Genomic DNA, 17097 nt, shown 5'->3' with positions numbered 1-17097 from the left:
CCGACCGCTCGTCGCTCGAGTGCTCGACTCGTCGCGGTCGGTGACGAACGAGGATAACCGACCCGTACCGAGGCGTTGGCCTCGAGTCCGTCCCGACCGGATCGACTTCGCCCTGACCGAAACGACTACCCGCTCGAGTCCGTACGGCCCTGCAATGGGAAGCTACGCTATCGAGCGCTATCTCAACGTCCGCAGCGCCTACGGCGCGTCGTTCGGTCCCGACGGTGACCGCCTCTCTTTCCTGATGAACACGACCGGCACGCCACAGATCTGGACGCTCGAGAACGCCCGATCCTGGCCCGAGCAGCGAACGTTTTACGACGAGCGGGTGACCTTCGCCTCGTGGTCGCCCGAGCGACCGGAGCTGATCTTCGGGATGGACGAGGGCGGCAACGAGCGCGCCCAACTGTTCCGGCTCGACGCCGAGACGGGCGAGATCGAGAATCTGACTGCGATGTCCGACGCGAAACACAGATGGGGCGGCTGGAGCCACGACGGCGAGCGGTTCGCGTTCACCTCGAACCGACGCGACGAGTCCGTCTTCGACGTCTACGTCCAAGCGCGCGACGAGCGGGGAGACGATGCGATCCTCGTCTACGAGGGCGACGGTTGGCTCTCGCTGGCCGGCTGGAGCCCCGACGACTCCCGACTGCTCGTCTCGCAGGCCTACTCCAACTTCGATCAGGACCTCTTCGTCCTCGACCTCGCGGCCGACGAGCGCGACCTCGAGCACCTCACGCCCCATCAGGGGGACGTCCGCTATCAGAGCGCGAGCTGGGCACCCGACGGTGAGGGAATCTATCTGGTCACCGACGAGGGCGACACCGACACCCTGTATCTGGCCTATCTCGATCTCGAGACGAAGGATCTCGAGACCGTTATCGACGGGGACGGATGGAACGTCGACGGCATCGCTCTCGACGACGAAACCGGCCGATTCGTCTGCTCGCGAAACGTCGAGGGCTACACCGAACTGACGGTCGGGGAGTTCGACGCCGACGAGCCGACGGCGTTCGAGACCTTCCCCGAGCCCGACCTGCCGGGGGGCATCTCCGGCGGCGTGAGTTTCGACCCCGACGCGGACCGGTTCGCGCTGTCGACGACCGGCGACGCGGTCAACACGAACGTCTTCGTGGTCGACCTCGAATCCGGCGAGACCGAACAGTGGACCAGCGCGCCGACTGCAGGTATCCCACCGGAATCGTTTCGCGACTCCGATTTAGTTAGCGTGGAGAGCTTCGACGGACTGGACGTGCCCGGCTTTCTGACGCTTCCGGACGATAGCGAGGACGGGGAGACGCCCGTCATCGTCGACATCCACGGCGGCCCGGAGAGCCAGCGTCGTCCCTCCTTCTCGAGCGTCAAACAGTACTTCCTCGATCGGGGCTACGCCTACTTCGAGCCGAACGTGCGCGGGTCGTCGGGCTACGGCTCGGAGTACGCCGCCCTCGACGACGTCGAAAAGCGGATGGACTCGGTCGCGGACGTTCGGGCCTGCGTCGAGTGGCTGCAAGATCACCCCGCGATCGACCCCGATCGGATCGCCGCCAAGGGCGGCTCCTACGGCGGGTTCATGGTCCTGGCCGCGCTGACCGAGTACCCCGACCTCTGGGCCGCCGGGATCGACGTCGTCGGCATCGCCAACTTCGTCACCTTCCTCGAGAACACCGGCGACTGGCGGCGCGAACTCCGCGAGGCCGAGTACGGCTCGCTCGCGGAGGACCGCGAGTTCCTCGAGGAGATATCGCCGATCAACAACGTCGAGGCCATCGAGGCACCGCTGTTCGTCCTCCACGGCGAGAACGATCCGCGCGTCCCGGTCGGCGAGGCCGAACAGATCGTCGAAAAGGCAGCCGAGCAGGGCGTCCCCGTCCGGAAACTGATCTTCGAGGACGAAGGCCACGGCTTCTCGAAGCTCGAGAATCGCATCGAGGCCTACTCCGAAATCGCGATTTTCCTCGACGAACACGTCTGAGCGTGCCGTTCACGCTCGAGTGTCCGAAATTTAATTACAAAAGATACACATGATGGCGCGGGAGAGGGTTCGATATGGCCGCTATCCAAACGTCCTCGCTCACCAAGCGATACGGTGAGTCGGTCCTCGCAGTCGACGACCTCGACCTCACTGTCGAGGAGGGTGAAGTGTTCGGCTTCCTCGGCCCGAACGGTGCCGGGAAGTCGACGACGATAAACATGTTACTCGATTTCGTCCGACCGACCGAGGGGAGGGCGACGGTGCTCGGCCTCGACGCGCAGGCCGACACCGACGAGATCCGTCATCGAATCGGCGTCCTCCCCGAAGGGGCGAGCGTCTACGACCGCCTCACCGCGCGCGAACACCTCCAGTGGGTCATCGACACGAAGGACGTGGACGACGATCCCGACGTCCTCCTCGAGAAAGTCGGTCTCTCGAGCGACGACGGCGATCGCCCCGCCGGCGACTACTCGAAGGGGATGGCCCAGCGCCTCGGGTTCGGCATGGCGCTGGCCGGCGACCCCGACCTCCTGATCCTCGACGAACCCTCCTCGGGGCTCGACCCTGCGGGGATGCAGGAGATGCGCGAGATAATCAGCGACGAGGCGGATCGCGGAACCACCGTCTTCTTCTCGAGTCACATCCTCGGCGAGGTCGAGGCGGTCTGTGACCGCATCGGCATCATGAACGAGGGACGGCTGGTCGCGACCGGTACCCTCGACGACCTCCAGGGCGAACTGGACCTCGGCGCGCCGATCTCGCTCGAGGTCGCGAGCGTCCCCGAGAGTCTCGCCCTCGACGACCTCGCGGGCGTCCGCTCGGTGACCCTCGAGGACACCACGATCACGGCGACCTGCGCCGATCCCTCGGTCAAGGTCGACGTCGTTCAACACGTCGCATCCGCGACGACCGTCCGCGACATCGTCTCCGAGGACGTCTCGCTCGAGCAACTGTTCAACACCTACACGAACGGCGAGCGCGACGAGGAGACCGCGACAACGGAGGCGTCAGCATGAGTACGATCGACGTCGCGAAGAAGGACTTTCTCGACGTTCGTCGAGCCAAGATCGTCTGGTTCGTCGGCGCGTTCTACACCCTATTTATGGTGTTGCTGGTGTACTTCGGACAGAACGGGCAGACGGATCCGACCATCCTGAACGCGCTCTGGAATCTGACCGCGATCGGCGCGATGTTCATCCCCCTGATCGCGCTCGTGACGGCGTACCTCGCGATCGCCGGCGAACGCGAGTCCGGCGGCATCAAGTACCTCCTCTCGATCCCGAACAGTCGTCGCGACGTTGTTCTCGGAAAGTTCGCCACCCGGACGGCCATCGTCAGCGCGTCGATCGTCGTCGCGTTCCTGGTGGGCGGTGCCCTCACGCTACTGTGGTACCCCTCGCCCGAGATGGACACGTTCGGCATCATGGCGGCACTGACGGTCCTGTACGCGCTGACCTACGTCGCCGTCGCGATCGCCATCTCCGCCGCGACCGCCTCTCGATCGCGCGCGATGGGCGGTTCCATCGCCTTCTTCTTCATCACGAGCGTGTTGAACGTGTTCGGTCCGCTCCAGCTCGCCATCGATTACGTGCTCAACGACCTCGCGGGGCTCGAGGTGACGATGAACCAGATCGCGTTCGTCCAGTCGCTGGTCAGCCCGACGGCGGCGTACGTCAACTCCACCGGGCTCGCGTTCCCCGAGGGGTTCAACACCATTCCGCCGGACCTCCCGTGGTTCCTGCAGGGCGAGACGATGCTCGTCGTCATGCTCGCCTGGCTCGTCGTCCCGCTCGCGCTGGGCGTCTGGCAGTTCCAGCGGGTCGATCTGGGCTGATCAGGGCCGGCCATCGAGCCGCTCGGAGCCGCCGAGTCGGCGATGTCCACCGCTCGATCAGTCGATGACGCCCGTTTTCGTCGCCACGTCTCGAGCGGCCCGCTCGTTCATCCCGTCGCCGAGGATCGTGTACCGATCGCGGATCTCGTGGCAGGTCGTTAACGCCTCTATCACCGTCTCGTCGTCGATCCCGAGTTCGGCCGCCGTCGTCGGCGCGTCGATGCTCGAGAGCGCGTCGCGAATGTCCCACCAGATGCCATCCTCGCCCTGGTGGAGGTAGGCGGTCATGATCGAGCCGACGCCGACCTGATGGCCGTGGAGGGCCGCCTCGGGAGCCAGCCGGTCGAGTTGGTGCGAAAAGAGGTGCTCCGCGCCGCTGGCCGGCCGCGAGGAGCCGGCGATGCTCATTGCGACGCCCGAGGACATGAGCGCCTTGGTGACGACCCAGGCCGATTCCTCGAGCCCCGGCCGGATGAGGTCGGCGTTGTCGACGAGGATTTCGGCGGTCATCTCCGAGAGGGCGGCGGCGTACTCGGAGTACTCGACGTCTTTGAGCCGCTGGGCGAGCCGCCAGTCCATCACGGCGGTGTAGTTGGAAATGATGTCGGCGCAGCCGGCGGTCGTCAGCTCCCACGGCGCCTCGGCGAGGATGCCGGTGTCGGCGACGACCGCGAGCGGCGGCTCCGCGGCGACGCTGTGGCGCGAATCTCCGTCCGGCACGGAGCCGCGATTGCTGACGATCCCGTCGTGGCTGGCCGCCGTCGGCACCGAGCAAAAGCCCATCTCGAGGTGGTGACTGGCTAGCTTCGCGATGTCGATGGCCTTCCCGCCGCCGATGCCGACCAGATAGGAGACGTCCTCGGCCTCGGCGACCTCGATCACCCGCTCGACGGCCTCGAAGGTCGCTTTCTCTATCGTGACGATCGCGGGCTCGATCCCGGCGGCCTCGAAGTCGGCCGCGATGGGGTCCGCGGCGACCTTCCGAGGCGTCGGACTCGTGACGAACAGCGGCCGCCCCTGCAGGTGGAGGTCGTCGATCACGTCGAGGACCTCGTCCCGAACGCCGTGGCCGACGACGACGTTTCGCGGCAGGCGGATCCACGTCGACTTCTCGAACATACCGTTCCTGACACACCCCCGGGTCATGTGTTTTTCCTCGTCGACGCGTCGTTCGGGCGACCGCTACCGGGGCCGAACTGGCGAGCCGATTGCGGCGGTCGTCCGGCGATCTCGAGTCGAGCCGTCGGATCGATCGGCGATGTTATATAATTACCAACTATAACGGCCGTATATGATGGCAGTAGCGGTGCTCTGGCTCGGATTGCTCGGCGCGGGCTACGCCGGCGCCAGGCTGTACGGACGGTACACGCTTCGACGCCGTCCGGACGGCCGGCGATCGCGCGGCACGTATCGCCTGCTCGCCGTCGTCGGCTTCGGGACTGGGATCGTCCTCGCGTTATCCGGCCTCCCCGAGGCGACTGAAAACGCCCTCTCGAGCGTCCACCCAGCGCTGGCGGGCGGGACCGGAGCGACGCTCGCCTGGCTTCCCGTGCTCGGCGGTGCGATCGTCGCGACGCTCGTCGCGTATCTCGGCGTCTTTCCGTACGCTCGCGAACGCCGCGACCTCGAGATCAGCGCCGCGACGGCGGTCGGTCGGCTCGCGAAATATCTCGTGGCGATCACGATGCTCTGCCTGGGGGTACTCGTCCCCCTCGTTGCGCTCGTCAGCGCGTCGGATCCCAGTCCGCTGTATAGTCCGCTCCTGTTCGTCGTCCTCATCGCCGTGGTCTACGCCTGGTTGCAGTACGGCATCCGCCTCTCGCAGACGGTCACCGAGACGACGACCGAACAGCGCCAGCGATTCGAGAACGCTGCCGACCGAGCCGGCCTGACCGCGACGATCGGCGGCGTGATCCCGGCTCGCGAAACCGAGGTCGCCAGACTCTACCTCGACGGGCCGTTCTGGAATCGGCGGGTGTACGCCACGGACTACGCTCTCGACGCCCTCGACGACGAGGCGCTGACTGCGCTCTGTGCGCGTGCGGACGCCGGCGACGAGTTGGGGCTCCTCGAGCGGCGGTCGCTAGTGCTGGCGCTTCTCTTCGGACTGATCGTGACGCTGACCGTCTGGACATCGCTTCTCCTCACGGTGGTAGCGTTGCGGTCGCCGCGCCGCTTCTCCTCCGGTATTACCGGCGGTTCGAGTTCGCCGCCGATCGCCGCGCCGCTCGAGCCGTCGGGGCCGCGCCCCTCGCGTCCGCTATCGAGACCGGCTCCGACCTGTCCGACGACCGGGGTCGGCTCAACGAGCTGCTCGCGTCGAAGCCGTCGCGGTCTCGGCGACTCGATCGCCTTCGCGACTCCTGATCAAAGCGTCTCGAGGATCCCCAGCACACGCTTCTCGGCCTCCCGATCCGGTCCGTTCTCGTCGCCGTCCCGGTCGCTCTCGAGGTGGTCCGCGACCGAGCGGTCCATCGCCGTCTCGAGCGGCGTCGACTCCCAGCCCAGCGCGGCGAGTTTCGCCGTCGAGAGGACGTGCGGATACGTCCGGTAGAGCGGGTAGTCGTCGAGTTCGACGTCGCCGGCCGCGAGTTCGCGCGGGCCGGCGTGGACGATGTCGACCGTCGCGTCCAGCGCGTCGGCGATCAGATCGATCATCTCCTCGAGCGTGACGAGCCGTCGGTCGCCGACGTTGTAGGCCTCGCCGGCCTCGCCGCGCTCGGCGACGATCCGGAGCGCGCTCGCGACGTCCTCGACGTAGACGCGATGGCGGAGGTTCGTCCCGTCGCCGGGCACCACGACGCGGGCGAAGCGGTTCACGCGGTCGATCCACCAGTCCAGGCGCTCGGTGTGGTCGTGGGGGCCGTAGACGATCGGCGGGCGGACGGCCATGGCGCGGACGCCGTTCTCGGCCGCCGCGAAGACGGCGCGGTCGCCCTCGGCCTTCCGATTGCCGTAGGTCTCGAACGAATCGTCGGTCGCCTGCTCGGGCGTACACTCGTACAGCGGCGTCTCGCCCTCTCGCTTGGGGATCTCCTCGCGGCCGTAGGCTGCCCCGCTCGAGACGTAGACGTACGCGTCGCAGTCCGCGAAAATGGTCGTCGCGGCGCGAACGTCCTTCGGGTGGTAGGCCACGCAGTCGAAGACCGCGTCGGGGTCGACCGTCGTCGCCGCGGCCTCGAGGGCCGTGTCGTTCGTCCGGTCGCCCTCGACGTGATCCACCCGGTCGTCCTCGGCGAACGGGTTCCCGCTGTTTCCGCGGGTGAACAGGGTGACGCCGTAGTCGTGCTCGAGTAAGTCGTCGACGAGGTGGCGGCCGATGAAGCGAGTGCCGCCGATGACGAGTGCGCTGTCTATGTGTGGCCGTCACGATTGCGGGAGAAAATTGTGACGGACGAGGACGTCCCCACCACAACGGAGACATCGCCATCACCGGGAGCCCACGACCAACGGCACCGTGTTACCTCTACTCAATAACGATAATTAATTCACTATACAAAAACTATATTTGTCAATGTCTAAATGATCTCGACTCGAAACCGATGCATGGACGCACCCGAACGCAGAGATCCAATTACCGGCGTTTCGATCGAACGACCCGACACCCCGGTCTACATGCCCGGAACGCCGACCGCCTCGTTTACGGAAACCCTCGAGCGCATCGTCAGCATAGTTTTCCGCTGAGACGGAAGCTACGGAACAACCCCGAAAACGACGCCGCGGGGAACGGCCCGCCGAACCCGGTCCGACTCGGATAGACGGCTGCCACCGGAACCGACAGCTACGAGACGACGACACGAGCACCCGCCGGCACGTCCACGAGCGCGATCCAGTTGCCGGATGATCGACGGATAGCACCCGGAATCCGCCCCTGAGTTATTAGGGATACATGTGAAACGGTAGCTATGGCCAACTCAGGTTCCGACGCCGAGTCAGCGACCGACCCCGAACTCAGCGATGACGCGATGGCTCGCTTCCCCGTGCCGGCGTTCGACGACCTCCCCGAGGACCTCCGGGACCGGATCGCCGAGGAGACCGAAGCGGCCGGGTTCACGCCCAACGTGTTCTCGGCGTTCGCGTACAAACCATCGCACTTCCGGGCCTTTTTCGAATTTCACGACGCGCTCGTCGAGGACACCGCCCTCGAGCGCGAAGAGATCGAGATGGTCGTCGTCGCGGTCTCCGGCGTTAACCACTGCTACTACTGCAACGTCGCCCACGGCGCGCTCGTCCGCATCTACGCCGACGATCCGACGCTGGCCGACCAATTGGTCGCCAACTACCGGACCGCCGATATCAACGAGGCCCACCGGACGATGCTCGACGTCGCGGTGAAACTCACCGAGCGGCCGACCGAGGTCGAACCCGCGGACCTCGAGGCGCTCCGCGACGCCGGCTTCAGCGAAGAAGCGATCTGGGATATCGGAGCCGTTACCGCCTACTACAACATGAGCAATCGAATGGCGACCTTCGCCGAGATGCGACCAAACGACGAGTTTCACACGCTCGGTCGCGAGTGAAGAGTGAACTTCGCCCCGTTCTCCGCCATTTCGGACTCCAGTGGCCGGTCGGATCGCGACCGCTTTCGCTATCGGGTGTCGAAACGACGCACAAAAACGAAACCGGATCGCGACCGCTCGAGACGAACGGCCGTCAGTCGTCGCTCGCTGCGAAACTGGCTGATTCGGATTCAGCTGCCACCTCGGGCGCACCGGGCAGTTCGTTGCGGACGTCGTCGCTCCCCTGCTCGGTGATCGCCTCGTAGTAGGCCTCGGGCATGATCTTCACGAAGGCGTCGAGCGCGCGCTCCCAGTTGTCCAGCAGCAGTTGCCCGCGTTCGGAGCCGGTGTACGCGACGTGGTTCTCGACGAGTCGACGGAGCATCCGTTCGTCTTTCTCCTCGAGGTCGTCGTGGAGCGAGACCATGCCGGTGTTGGCCTTGGCGTCGAACTCGTCGTCGGGGTCGTAGACGTAGGCGACGCCGCCGGACATGCCGGCCGCGAAGTTCTTGCCCGTCTCGCCCAGCACGGCGACGACGCCGCCGGTCATGTACTCACAGCCGTGGTCGCCGACGCCCTCGACGACGGCCTTGGCACCGGAGTTGCGCACCGCGAAGCGCTCGCCGGCGACGCCGTTGACGTGCAGCTGACCGTCGGTCGCGCCGTAGAGCGCGACGTTGCCGATCGAGACGTTCTCGGTCGGATCGTAGGCGGCGGTCTCCGGCGTGCGGATCGTCAGTTTGCCGCCGGAGAGCCCCTTGCCGACGTAGTCGTTGGCGCTGCCGTCGAGGTGCATCGAGACGCCGCTGGCGAGGAACGCACCGAAGCTCTGACCGGCGGTCCCCTCCGCGTCGATTGTAATCGTATCCTCCGGGAGGCCGGGCTCGCCGTAGCGGTCCGTGATGCGGTTCGAGAGCATCGCGCCGACGGTTCGGTCGACGTTCGTCACGTCCGTCTCGAGCGAAACCGGCTCTTGCTCCTCGATGGCGTCGGCCGCGGCCTCGATGAGGTCGCGATCGAGTTGGTCCTCGAGTTCGTGGTCCTGCTCGCGGATCTTGCGGCGGACGTCGCCGCCGGGGTCCGCGAGCACTTCCGAGAGGTCGACCTTGCGTGCTTTCGGGTGGTCGACGTCGTCGCGCTGCTCCAAGGCGTCGACCTGGCCGATCATCTCGTCGATGGTTTCGTAGCCGAGTTCGGCCATGATCTCGCGCAGCTCCTGAGCGATGAACGTCATGTAGTTGATGACGTGTTCGGGCTCGCCGGGGAAGCGCTTGCGCAGGTCCTCGCGCTGGGTGGCGACGCCGACCGGGCAGGTGTTCTTGTGACACTGCCGGGCCATCACGCAGCCGCCGGTGACGAGCGAGGCGGTGCCGAAGATGTACTCTTCAGCGCCGAGGAGGGCGGCGACGGCGACATCGCGCCCGGTCTTCATCCCGCCGTCGGTCGAGACGCGGATGCGATCGCGGAGGCCGGTCGCACAGAGCATCTGGTTGGCCTCGGCGAGGCCGAGCTCCCAGGGGAGACCGGCGCTCTTGATCGAGGTGCGCGGCGAGGCACCGGTGCCGCCGTCGTGACCAGAGATGTGGACCACGTCGGCGTTGGCCTTGGCGACGCCGGCGGCGACCGTGCCGATGCCGGCCTCGGAGACGAGCTTGACGTTGATGTCCGCCGTCTCGTTCGCGGCCTTCAGGTCGAAGATCAGCTGCTTGAGGTCCTCGATGGAGTAGATGTCGTGCAGCGGCGGCGGGGAGATCAACCCCACGCCGGGCGTGGACTTGCGGACGTGGGCGATCATCTCGTTGACCTTCGAGCCGGGGAGGTGGCCGCCTTCGCCGGGCTTCGAGCCCTGCGCCATCTTGATCTGCAACTCGTCGGCGTTCGAGAGGTACGTCGAGGTGACGCCGAAGCGGCCCGACGCCACCTGTTTGACGTTACACTCGCGCTCGGTGTTGAACCGCTCGGGCGGTTCGCCGCCCTCGCCGGAGTTGGACTTGGCGCCCAGCCGGTTCATCGCGATCGAGTTGTTCTCGTGGGCCTCCGGCGAGAGGCTGCCGAGACTCATCGCGGCCGTCGAGAACCGCTGAACGATGTCCTTGATCGGCTCGACGTCCTCGATCGGAACCGGATCGCGATCCGACTCGAACTCGAGTAAGCCCCGAAGCGTCTGGAGGTTCTGTTGCTGATCGTTGATCTGCTCGGCGAACTCCTGGTAGCGTTCGTAATCGTTCGAGCGGACCGCCTGCTGGAGCGCACCGACGGTCTGGGGGTTCCACTGGTGGTGAATTCCGTCCGAGCGGTGTTCGAACTCGCCGTGGCGGTCGAGGTCGGCCGCCTCGCCGTCGCCATCGAAGGCGGTGGCGTGGCGCTCGCGGAGGTCTTCTTCGATCTCGGCGAGGCCGATCCCCTCGGTGCGGTTCTCGGTGCCTTCGAAGTACTCGGCGACCAGTCCCGAGTCGAGCCCGACGGCCTCGAAGATCTGGGCCCCCTGGTAGCTCTCGACCGTCGAGATGCCCATCTTGGCCATGATCTTCAGCAGGCCGTCCTCGACAGCGCCGACGTAGGCGTCGATCGCGACCTCGGTGTCGGCTCCGTCGGGGCCGGCGGTGATGTCCTCGATCGTCTGGTAGGCCAGATACGGATTGACCGCGCCCGCGCCGTAGCCGACCAGCGTCGCGAAGTGGTGGACGGTGCGCGGATCGGCGGACTCGACGACGAGCCCGACGTGGTTGCGCAGCCCGTTTCGCACGAGGTGGTGGTGGACGGCACCGGTCGCGAGCAGGCTCGGGATCGCGACCCGGTCCTCGTCGACGGTGCGGTCCGAGAGGACGATAACGTCGTGACCGCCGTCCTCGATCGCCTCGACGACGTCCTCGCGGACGCGTTCGATCGCCGCCTCGAGGTCGGCCCCGAGTTCCTCGCTCGCGGGTTCGTACGTGATGTCGATCGTCGCGGCGGTGATCCCGTTGGTCGAACAGTCGCGGATCGAGCCGAGTTCGGCGTCCGTCAGAATCGGCGAGTCGAGGACGAGCTGGCGGGCGTGTTCTGGCGACTCGTCGAGTAGGTTGCGCTGGAAGCCCAGCCGGCTCTCCATCGAGGTGACCAGTTCCTCGCGGATGTAGTCCAGCGGCGGATTGGTGACCTGCGCGAACAGCTGCTTGAAGTAGGAGAAGAGCGGTCGGTTGAACTCGGTGAGCACCGATAGCGGCGTGTCGTCGCCCATCGAGCCGACGGGGTCTTTCCCCTTCTGGGTCATCGGCTCGATCAGGTTCTCGAGTTCGTCGTGCGTGTAGCCGAACGCGGCCTGGTGGTCGCGAAGCCCCGAAACCGCCTGCTGTGGCGAGCGATCGTTCGTGGTGCGGATGTCGTCGAGGTGGACCTGCTCCTGGGCGACCCACTCGCCGTAGCGGTCGTCGGTGAGGTCCTCGAAGACCTCCTCGTCGGGGATGACGCGCCCCTCGTTGGGGTCGGCGAGGAACAGCTGTCCGGGCTTGAGACGGCCGCGCTCCTCGATGTTTTCGGGATCGGTCTCGAGCGCCCCAGCCTCGCTGGCCATGATGAGGCGGTTGTCAGTGGTCACGTCGTACCGGCAGGGGCGCAATCCGTTGCGGTCGAGGACGGCACCGACGCGTTCGCCGTCGGTCGCCGCGACGAGCGCGGGGCCGTCCCACGGCTCGACCAGCGACGCGTGGAAGTCGTACCAGTCCTTTCGATCGGGATCCATCGCGTCGTCGCCGCGCCAGGCCTCCGGAACGAGCATCCGCAGGGCGTGTTCGAGGTCCCGGCCTCCCTGCATGAGGAGCTCGAGGGCGTTGTCGACGCTCGCCGTGTCGGATTGGTCGGGATCGTCGATGATCGGCTTGACCGCCTCGAGGTCCGCCAGGACGTCGCTCTCGATGTCGGTTTCGCGGGCCCGCATCCAGTTGATATTGCCCTGAATGGTGTTGAACTCGCCGTTGTGGATGATGTTCCGGTAGGGGTGGGCGAGGTGCCAGGCGCCGAGCGTGTTCGTCGAGAAGCGCTCGTGGACCATCGCGAACGTCGATTCCATGCGCTCGTCGGTGAGATCGGGGTAGTAAGTGGGGACCTGAACGCCTTTCAGCAGCCCCTTGTAGACGACCGTTTTGGAGTCGAGAGAGACGATGTAGAAGCGTTCTTTGTTCTCGATATCGGCATTCTCGACGGCATTCTCGAGCGCGCGTCGGGCGACGTAGAGTCGGCGATCGAAGTCGTCGCCGGAGATATCGTCGTCGGGTGCGATGACGACCTGATGGACGTCCGGTTCGGAGTCGACGGCCGTCTCGCCGAGGTCGTCGTTGTTGGTCGGCACGTTCCGCCACTCGAGGACCGAGAGATCGTAGGTGTCGACCGTCTCTTCGACCAACGAAACGAGCGCGTTGCGAGCCGCGTCGTCCTGGGGCAAAAAGAGCGAACCGACGGCGTAGGTGTCCGGAAGGTCGGCGTCGAGCACCTCGCGGAAGAACGAATCCGGCGTCTGGAGCATGATACCGGCTCCGTCGCCGGTGTTCTTCTCCGCCCCGGTCGTCCCCCGGTGCTCGAGATTGCTGAGCAGTTCGAGTCCGTCGGCGACGACGTCGTGGCCCCCGTCCCCATCGAGATCCATGACGACGCCGACGCCGCAGTTCGACCGCGCGTCCGCGGGGTCGGCGAGCCCCTGTGAACGCTCGGCGGATGACGCTATATGTGGCTGTGGCATAGACTTCCATAGCGGAAACAGATATAAGAGGCTAACCCATTATGGCTAAGTGTATTATAAACACATATGGTCTAATATAAGGCATTCGTATGTCCCTTATACATGGCCTCGTCGCCGTTCACGCGCTTTCTCGCCGTAGTTGCCACAGCTATCGGATCGAGCTGCCGCTCGGAGTTGCAATCTACGACGGTACTGTTCGAACCCCCTTCCGGGAAGCGGCGCTTCCCGACAGCGGGGTGTGTTGTCAGAGGCACGTAGTGTTCACCCACCAGAGTGAACACCACAGTATCTAGTTACTCGCCTCCGGTAAGCACTATCGGGTTAAAGAGTTAGGTCCATATGACAGCGATACCCACGATTCGTCGCGTTGACCGTTCGAACATGTTCCCGAAGCGGGCCGACCGGTTCTCCCGGGTAGTCCGTCTCGATGCTGCTCGCATCGATGATCCGTTTGCACCGTTTCGCGCGTCCAGCCGGGGCGCGAGTTCTATCGAAGACCCCGTCGGATCGGGAGTAGCTGCCGCCGGCAGCGAAACATCGGAAAACGGACGATTCGATTCTCGCCTCGAGTGAGCAATGATGAGACGACGTGTTACCGCCGAACGGACCTGCTACCGTCGAGTGACCGCGCTAGTACGATTTCGCGAAGTAGGCGATCTCGTCGGCGGGATCGCCACAGACGCCGCACTCGTCGCGGTCGGGCTCGGGTACCTCGCCGGCCGTCGTCCCGCCTTCGTCGGCCAGGGGCTGCATGACGATCTCGGCGGCGATCTTCTCCTTGATGGCCTCCTCGCAGGCCTCGTCGCCACACCACGGCGTCTTCACGTAGCCGCCGTGTTTGCCGATCGTCCCGAGGATCTCCTCCGGACTGTGGGCCTCCCGGACGTTCTCCTCAAGATTCTCTTCCGCGGTCTCGTAGAGTTTGTCGAAGATCTCGTCCAGATGCTCGTCGACGGCGTCGATGATCTCGTCGCGCTCGGCGACGGACTGCTCGTTGTCCGGCCGGTGGACCAGCGTGGCTTCCCCGTCGTCGACCTCGTGGGGACCGATCTCGAGTCGCAGCGGGATCCCGTTGAGCTCGTGTTCGTTGAACTTGAAGCCGGGATTGCGCTCGTCGCGGTCGTCGAGTTCGACGCGGAAGCCGGCGTCCTCGAGGTCGTCGGCGATCCCCTCGGAGTACTCGAGGACGTCGTCCTTGGTATCTTCCTGCCAGATGGGGACGATGACGACCTGTGTCGGCGCGACCGTCGGCGGGAGCACGAGGCCCTGGTCGTCGGAGTGGGTCATGATGAGCGCCCCGATCGCTCGCCAGGAGAGCCCCCACGAGGTGGTGTAGGCCGTCTGTTCGGCCTCGTCCTCGTCGGCGAAGGTGATGTCGAACGCCTCGGCGAAGCTCTGGCCGAGGTTGTGGCTCGTCGCTCCCTGGACGGACTTCCCGTCGGGCATCAGCGCCTCGACGGTCGTCGTCGTATCCGCGCCGGGGAACTTGTCGTGTTCGGGCTTCTTGCCCCGCAGCACCGGAATCGCCAGCACGTCCTCGTAGACGCGCTCGTACTGCCCGAGGCGGGTCCAGACCTCCTCCCACGCGCCCGCATTTGAGGCGTGTGCGGTGTGGCCCTCCTGCCACATGAACTCCTTCGTCCGGAAGAACGGCTTCGTCTCCGTGGCCTCCCACCGCACGACCGAACACCACTGATTGAGCCGCATCGGCAGATCGCGGTGGCTGCGGGTCCACTCGGCCATGAAGGGCGCGATGATCGATTCGCTCGTGGGACGGACGGCCAGTCGCTCCTCGAGTTCCTCGTGGCCGCCCTGGGTCACCCACGCGACCTCGGGGTCGAACCCCTCGACGATGTCCTTCTCCCGCTCGAGGTAGCTCTCGGGGATGAACATCGGGAAGTAGACGTTGTCGACGCCGGTCTCTTTAAACCAGCCGTCCAGCGAGTCCTGAATGGCCTCCCAGAGGGCGTAGCCGCGCGGCTTCGTGACGATGAACCCGCCCATCGGGGCGTAGTCCGCGAGGTTCGCCTTCTGGACGACCTCGGCGTACCACTCCCCGGGCTTGTGCGATTTCGACTCGGTGATTCCGAGTTCTTGACTCTCGTCGCTCATTGTGTCGACATGCAGGCAGCGCGGGCTTAAACCATGCGAAGGCCACCGGCGAGGCCGCGGGAAACGTTCGCCGGCATCGTCGTGGGAGACGTTCGCTTGCAAACGGCGTCGGTGGCGACCGCCTACGACGCTCCGCGAGCGCGCTCGAGGCGGGCGATCAGTCGCGTTCGCCGTCCGCGGCGCGCTCGCGAAGCTCGCGTTTCTGCCGGCGCTCGGTGACGTGATCGACGCCGTCGGCCAGTTCCGCTCTGACCTCGCGTTCGAACGCGTCGACGTCCTCGAGGAACTCGTCGGAAAACTCCTCGACGAGTTCGAACGTCCACTGGTCGCTGATCGCGCCCGCGGGGAGGTGGTCGTCGCGGAGGTCGTTCGCCCACTCCTCGTGGTCGGCCGCACGCAGCCGGTCCTCGGCGTCGCCCAGCCGGTCCATCGCGTGGCCGAGCTGGTGGTGGAACTCGAGCAACGTTCCGTAGGCCCGGTGGACGTGCTCGATGCTCAACTGGAGTTCGTGGAGCGCCGCCCGTTCGCCCTCGCTCAACTCGAGTTCCTCGAGGTCGACGTCGGCGTCGGGACCGGCGTCCGCCTCGGGGCCGGCGTTCGAATCGGAGTTCGTCACGCACGCGACAACCACGACCGGACGGAAAACCGTCCCCGTTGAACGTGCCGGACCGCGGGACGGAGTGCGAGCTCGACCGCCTATACTCCAATTCGCTCGCCCAGTTCGGGCGCGGTCGCGTCGTAGCCGTCGGCGCGCAACTCCGCGGCGAACCCCTCGCAGCGATCCCCGTGGTTGATTAGCACCGTCGCGTCCGCGTATGACTCGAGGAACGCGCGAATCCCGTCTCGATCCGCGTGCGCGGAGAAGTCGTACTGTTCGACCTGTGCGCTGACCGGCATCATTCGGCCGTCGATCTCGGCGCTCCCGGTCTCGAGCAGGTCGCGGCCGGGCGTCCCCTCGACCTGATAGCCCGTCATGGCGATCTTGTTCGTCGGGTGAGAGCGGATCGCGGGCACGTAGGTCATCGCGGGGCCGCCGTGGAGCATCCCGCTGGTCGTGACGATCACGGTATTTTGCTCCGCGATCCGTCGGCGCTGGCCGTCGCGTCCGTCGACGAACCTGGCGTTGCCCTTCGCCCGGCGCAGTAGGTCCGGATCGCGCAGGAACCCTCGGTTCGCATCCCGCAGAAAGAGTTCCGTGACGCGTGTGCCCATCCCGTCGACGTAGCACTCGAGGTCGTGTTCCTCGCAGATGCAGAGCACCTCCTGCGTTCGGCCGATGCCGAACGCGGGGACGACGACGGTGCCGCCCTCCCAGATCGTCGTCCGGAGGCTCTCGGCGAACTCCCGTTCGATCTCGGGCCGCGGCGGTCGCGTCACGTCTGAGTAAGTGCTTTCACAGAGCACCGCGTCGGCGTCGGGCCGCGCGGTGGTGCCGTCGAGTAACCGCTGTTCCTCGGTGTGAAAGTCGCCGGTGTAGAGCAGTCTGGTCTCGCCGTCGTTCACGAGCACGTGGGCGCTGCCGGGGACGTGACCGGCGTCGAAAAAGGTGATCTCGTAGCCCGCGGCGTCGAAGGTCCGCTCGTATCCGTGGGTCTCGGAGACTTCCGCGACGCGAGCGAGTTCCGCCTCGGTGAACGGACAGTCGTAGCTCCCGCCGTGGAGTTTCAGCGTGTCCCGCGCGAGGACCATCGTGAGGTCGTACGTCGGTTGCGTCCAGTGGATCGGCGGCCGCGCGTCGCCCGACAGGAGCGCCGGGACGGAGCCGACGTGATCGAGGTGGCCGTGACTGACGACGACGGCGTCGGGGTCGACGTCGCCGATCGGAAACGCCGGCGGGTTCCCCGAATCCATCCCGAAATCGAGCAAGAGCGCGTCGTCGATGAGGACCGCGCTCCGGCCGATCTCGCGCGCGCCACCCAACAACTGGACGTCCATTACGAGTCCCTTGCATCTCGTCCGGTTT

At 65.9% G+C, this 17097-nt stretch carries 11 protein-coding genes; 5 read left to right on the top strand and 6 right to left on the bottom strand.

Going from position 1 to position 17097, the window contains the following annotated elements; genetic code table 11:
• Window positions 1-154 precede the first annotated feature (154 nt).
• The 3 genes from AC0QDI_RS16220 to AC0QDI_RS16210 all read left to right on the top strand — a co-directional run bounded on the left by AC0QDI_RS16220 (window position 155) and on the right by AC0QDI_RS16210 (window position 3809).
• Window positions 155-1975, top strand: a complete 1821-nt coding sequence (locus tag AC0QDI_RS16220) for a S9 family peptidase (RefSeq protein WP_474669982.1) — start codon at window positions 155-157, stop codon at window positions 1973-1975.
• Window positions 1976-2049: 74 nt separating this feature from the next.
• A complete protein-coding gene (locus AC0QDI_RS16215) occupies window positions 2050-2991 on the top strand; it encodes an ABC transporter ATP-binding protein (protein ID WP_474669980.1) in 942 nt (313 codons plus the stop codon).
• Entirely contained in the window at window positions 2988-3809 is an 822-nt protein-coding gene (locus AC0QDI_RS16210; protein WP_474669978.1) for an ABC transporter permease subunit, read from the top strand. Before AC0QDI_RS16215 ends, AC0QDI_RS16210 begins: the two co-directional genes overlap by 4 nt.
• A gap of 57 nt (window positions 3810-3866) precedes the next feature.
• Here AC0QDI_RS16210 and AC0QDI_RS16205 read toward each other — a convergent pair whose 3' ends face one another.
• The gene (locus AC0QDI_RS16205) at window positions 3867-4928 is read right to left on the bottom strand and encodes an NAD(P)-dependent glycerol-1-phosphate dehydrogenase (RefSeq protein ID WP_474669976.1); all 1062 of its coding nucleotides are present in this window, start codon (window positions 4926-4928) and stop codon (window positions 3867-3869) included.
• 1248 nt (window positions 4929-6176) lie between these two features.
• Window positions 6177-7166, bottom strand: coding sequence for an NAD-dependent epimerase/dehydratase family protein (locus AC0QDI_RS16200; protein ID WP_474670574.1), 990 nt, complete (start codon window positions 7164-7166; stop codon window positions 6177-6179).
• Between the two features lie 189 nt (window positions 7167-7355).
• Here AC0QDI_RS16200 and AC0QDI_RS16195 point away from each other — a divergent pair, with 189 nt between their 5' ends.
• Window positions 7356-7493: a hypothetical protein gene (locus tag AC0QDI_RS16195; protein ID WP_474669975.1), complete on the top strand. Its 138-nt coding sequence runs from the start codon at window positions 7356-7358 to the stop codon at window positions 7491-7493.
• A 221-nt stretch (window positions 7494-7714) separates the two neighbouring features.
• Complete coding sequence (locus tag AC0QDI_RS16190; protein WP_474669973.1) at window positions 7715-8329, top strand: peroxidase-related enzyme; 615 nt, start codon at window positions 7715-7717, stop codon at window positions 8327-8329.
• A 133-nt stretch (window positions 8330-8462) separates the two neighbouring features.
• Here the strand turns inward: AC0QDI_RS16190 and gltB are convergent, their stop codons facing one another.
• The 4 genes from gltB to AC0QDI_RS16170 all read right to left on the bottom strand — a co-directional run bounded on the left by gltB (window position 8463) and on the right by AC0QDI_RS16170 (window position 17069).
• Window positions 8463-13022 (bottom strand): glutamate synthase large subunit, encoded by a 4560-nt coding sequence (gene gltB, locus AC0QDI_RS16185; protein ID WP_474669971.1) that lies wholly within the window; start codon window positions 13020-13022, stop codon window positions 8463-8465.
• A gap of 630 nt (window positions 13023-13652) precedes the next feature.
• On the bottom strand, window positions 13653-15134 hold the full coding sequence (gene proS, locus AC0QDI_RS16180) for a proline--tRNA ligase (protein WP_474669969.1): 1482 nt from the start codon (window positions 15132-15134) through the stop codon (window positions 13653-13655).
• Between the two features lie 157 nt (window positions 15135-15291).
• Complete coding sequence (locus AC0QDI_RS16175) at window positions 15292-15750, bottom strand: BAR domain-containing protein (RefSeq protein WP_474669967.1); 459 nt, start codon at window positions 15748-15750, stop codon at window positions 15292-15294.
• Between the two features lie 80 nt (window positions 15751-15830).
• Window positions 15831-17069, bottom strand: a complete 1239-nt coding sequence (locus AC0QDI_RS16170) for an MBL fold metallo-hydrolase (protein ID WP_474669965.1) — start codon at window positions 17067-17069, stop codon at window positions 15831-15833.
• Between the last annotated feature and the right edge of the window lie 28 nt (window positions 17070-17097).

Source organism: Natrinema sp. LJW11 (assembly GCF_056135975.1).
This window is presented reverse-complemented; position numbering and strand designations above follow the sequence as displayed.

Coding starts and splice junctions, on each gene's coding strand:
- AC0QDI_RS16220 (WP_474669982.1), top strand. CDS start 155: ATGGGAAGCTACGCTATCGAGCGCTATCTCAACGTCCGCAGCGCCTAC.
- AC0QDI_RS16215 (WP_474669980.1), top strand. CDS start 2,050: ATGGCCGCTATCCAAACGTCCTCGCTCACCAAGCGATACGGTGAGTCG.
- AC0QDI_RS16210 (WP_474669978.1), top strand. CDS start 2,988: ATGAGTACGATCGACGTCGCGAAGAAGGACTTTCTCGACGTTCGTCGA.
- AC0QDI_RS16205 (WP_474669976.1), bottom strand. CDS start 4,928: ATGTTCGAGAAGTCGACGTGGATCCGCCTGCCGCGAAACGTCGTCGTC.
- AC0QDI_RS16195 (WP_474669975.1), top strand. CDS start 7,356: ATGGACGCACCCGAACGCAGAGATCCAATTACCGGCGTTTCGATCGAA.
- AC0QDI_RS16190 (WP_474669973.1), top strand. CDS start 7,715: ATGGCCAACTCAGGTTCCGACGCCGAGTCAGCGACCGACCCCGAACTC.
- gltB (WP_474669971.1), bottom strand. CDS start 13,022: ATGCCACAGCCACATATAGCGTCATCCGCCGAGCGTTCACAGGGGCTC.
- proS (WP_474669969.1), bottom strand. CDS start 15,134: ATGAGCGACGAGAGTCAAGAACTCGGAATCACCGAGTCGAAATCGCAC.
- AC0QDI_RS16170 (WP_474669965.1), bottom strand. CDS start 17,069: ATGGACGTCCAGTTGTTGGGTGGCGCGCGCGAGATCGGCCGGAGCGCG.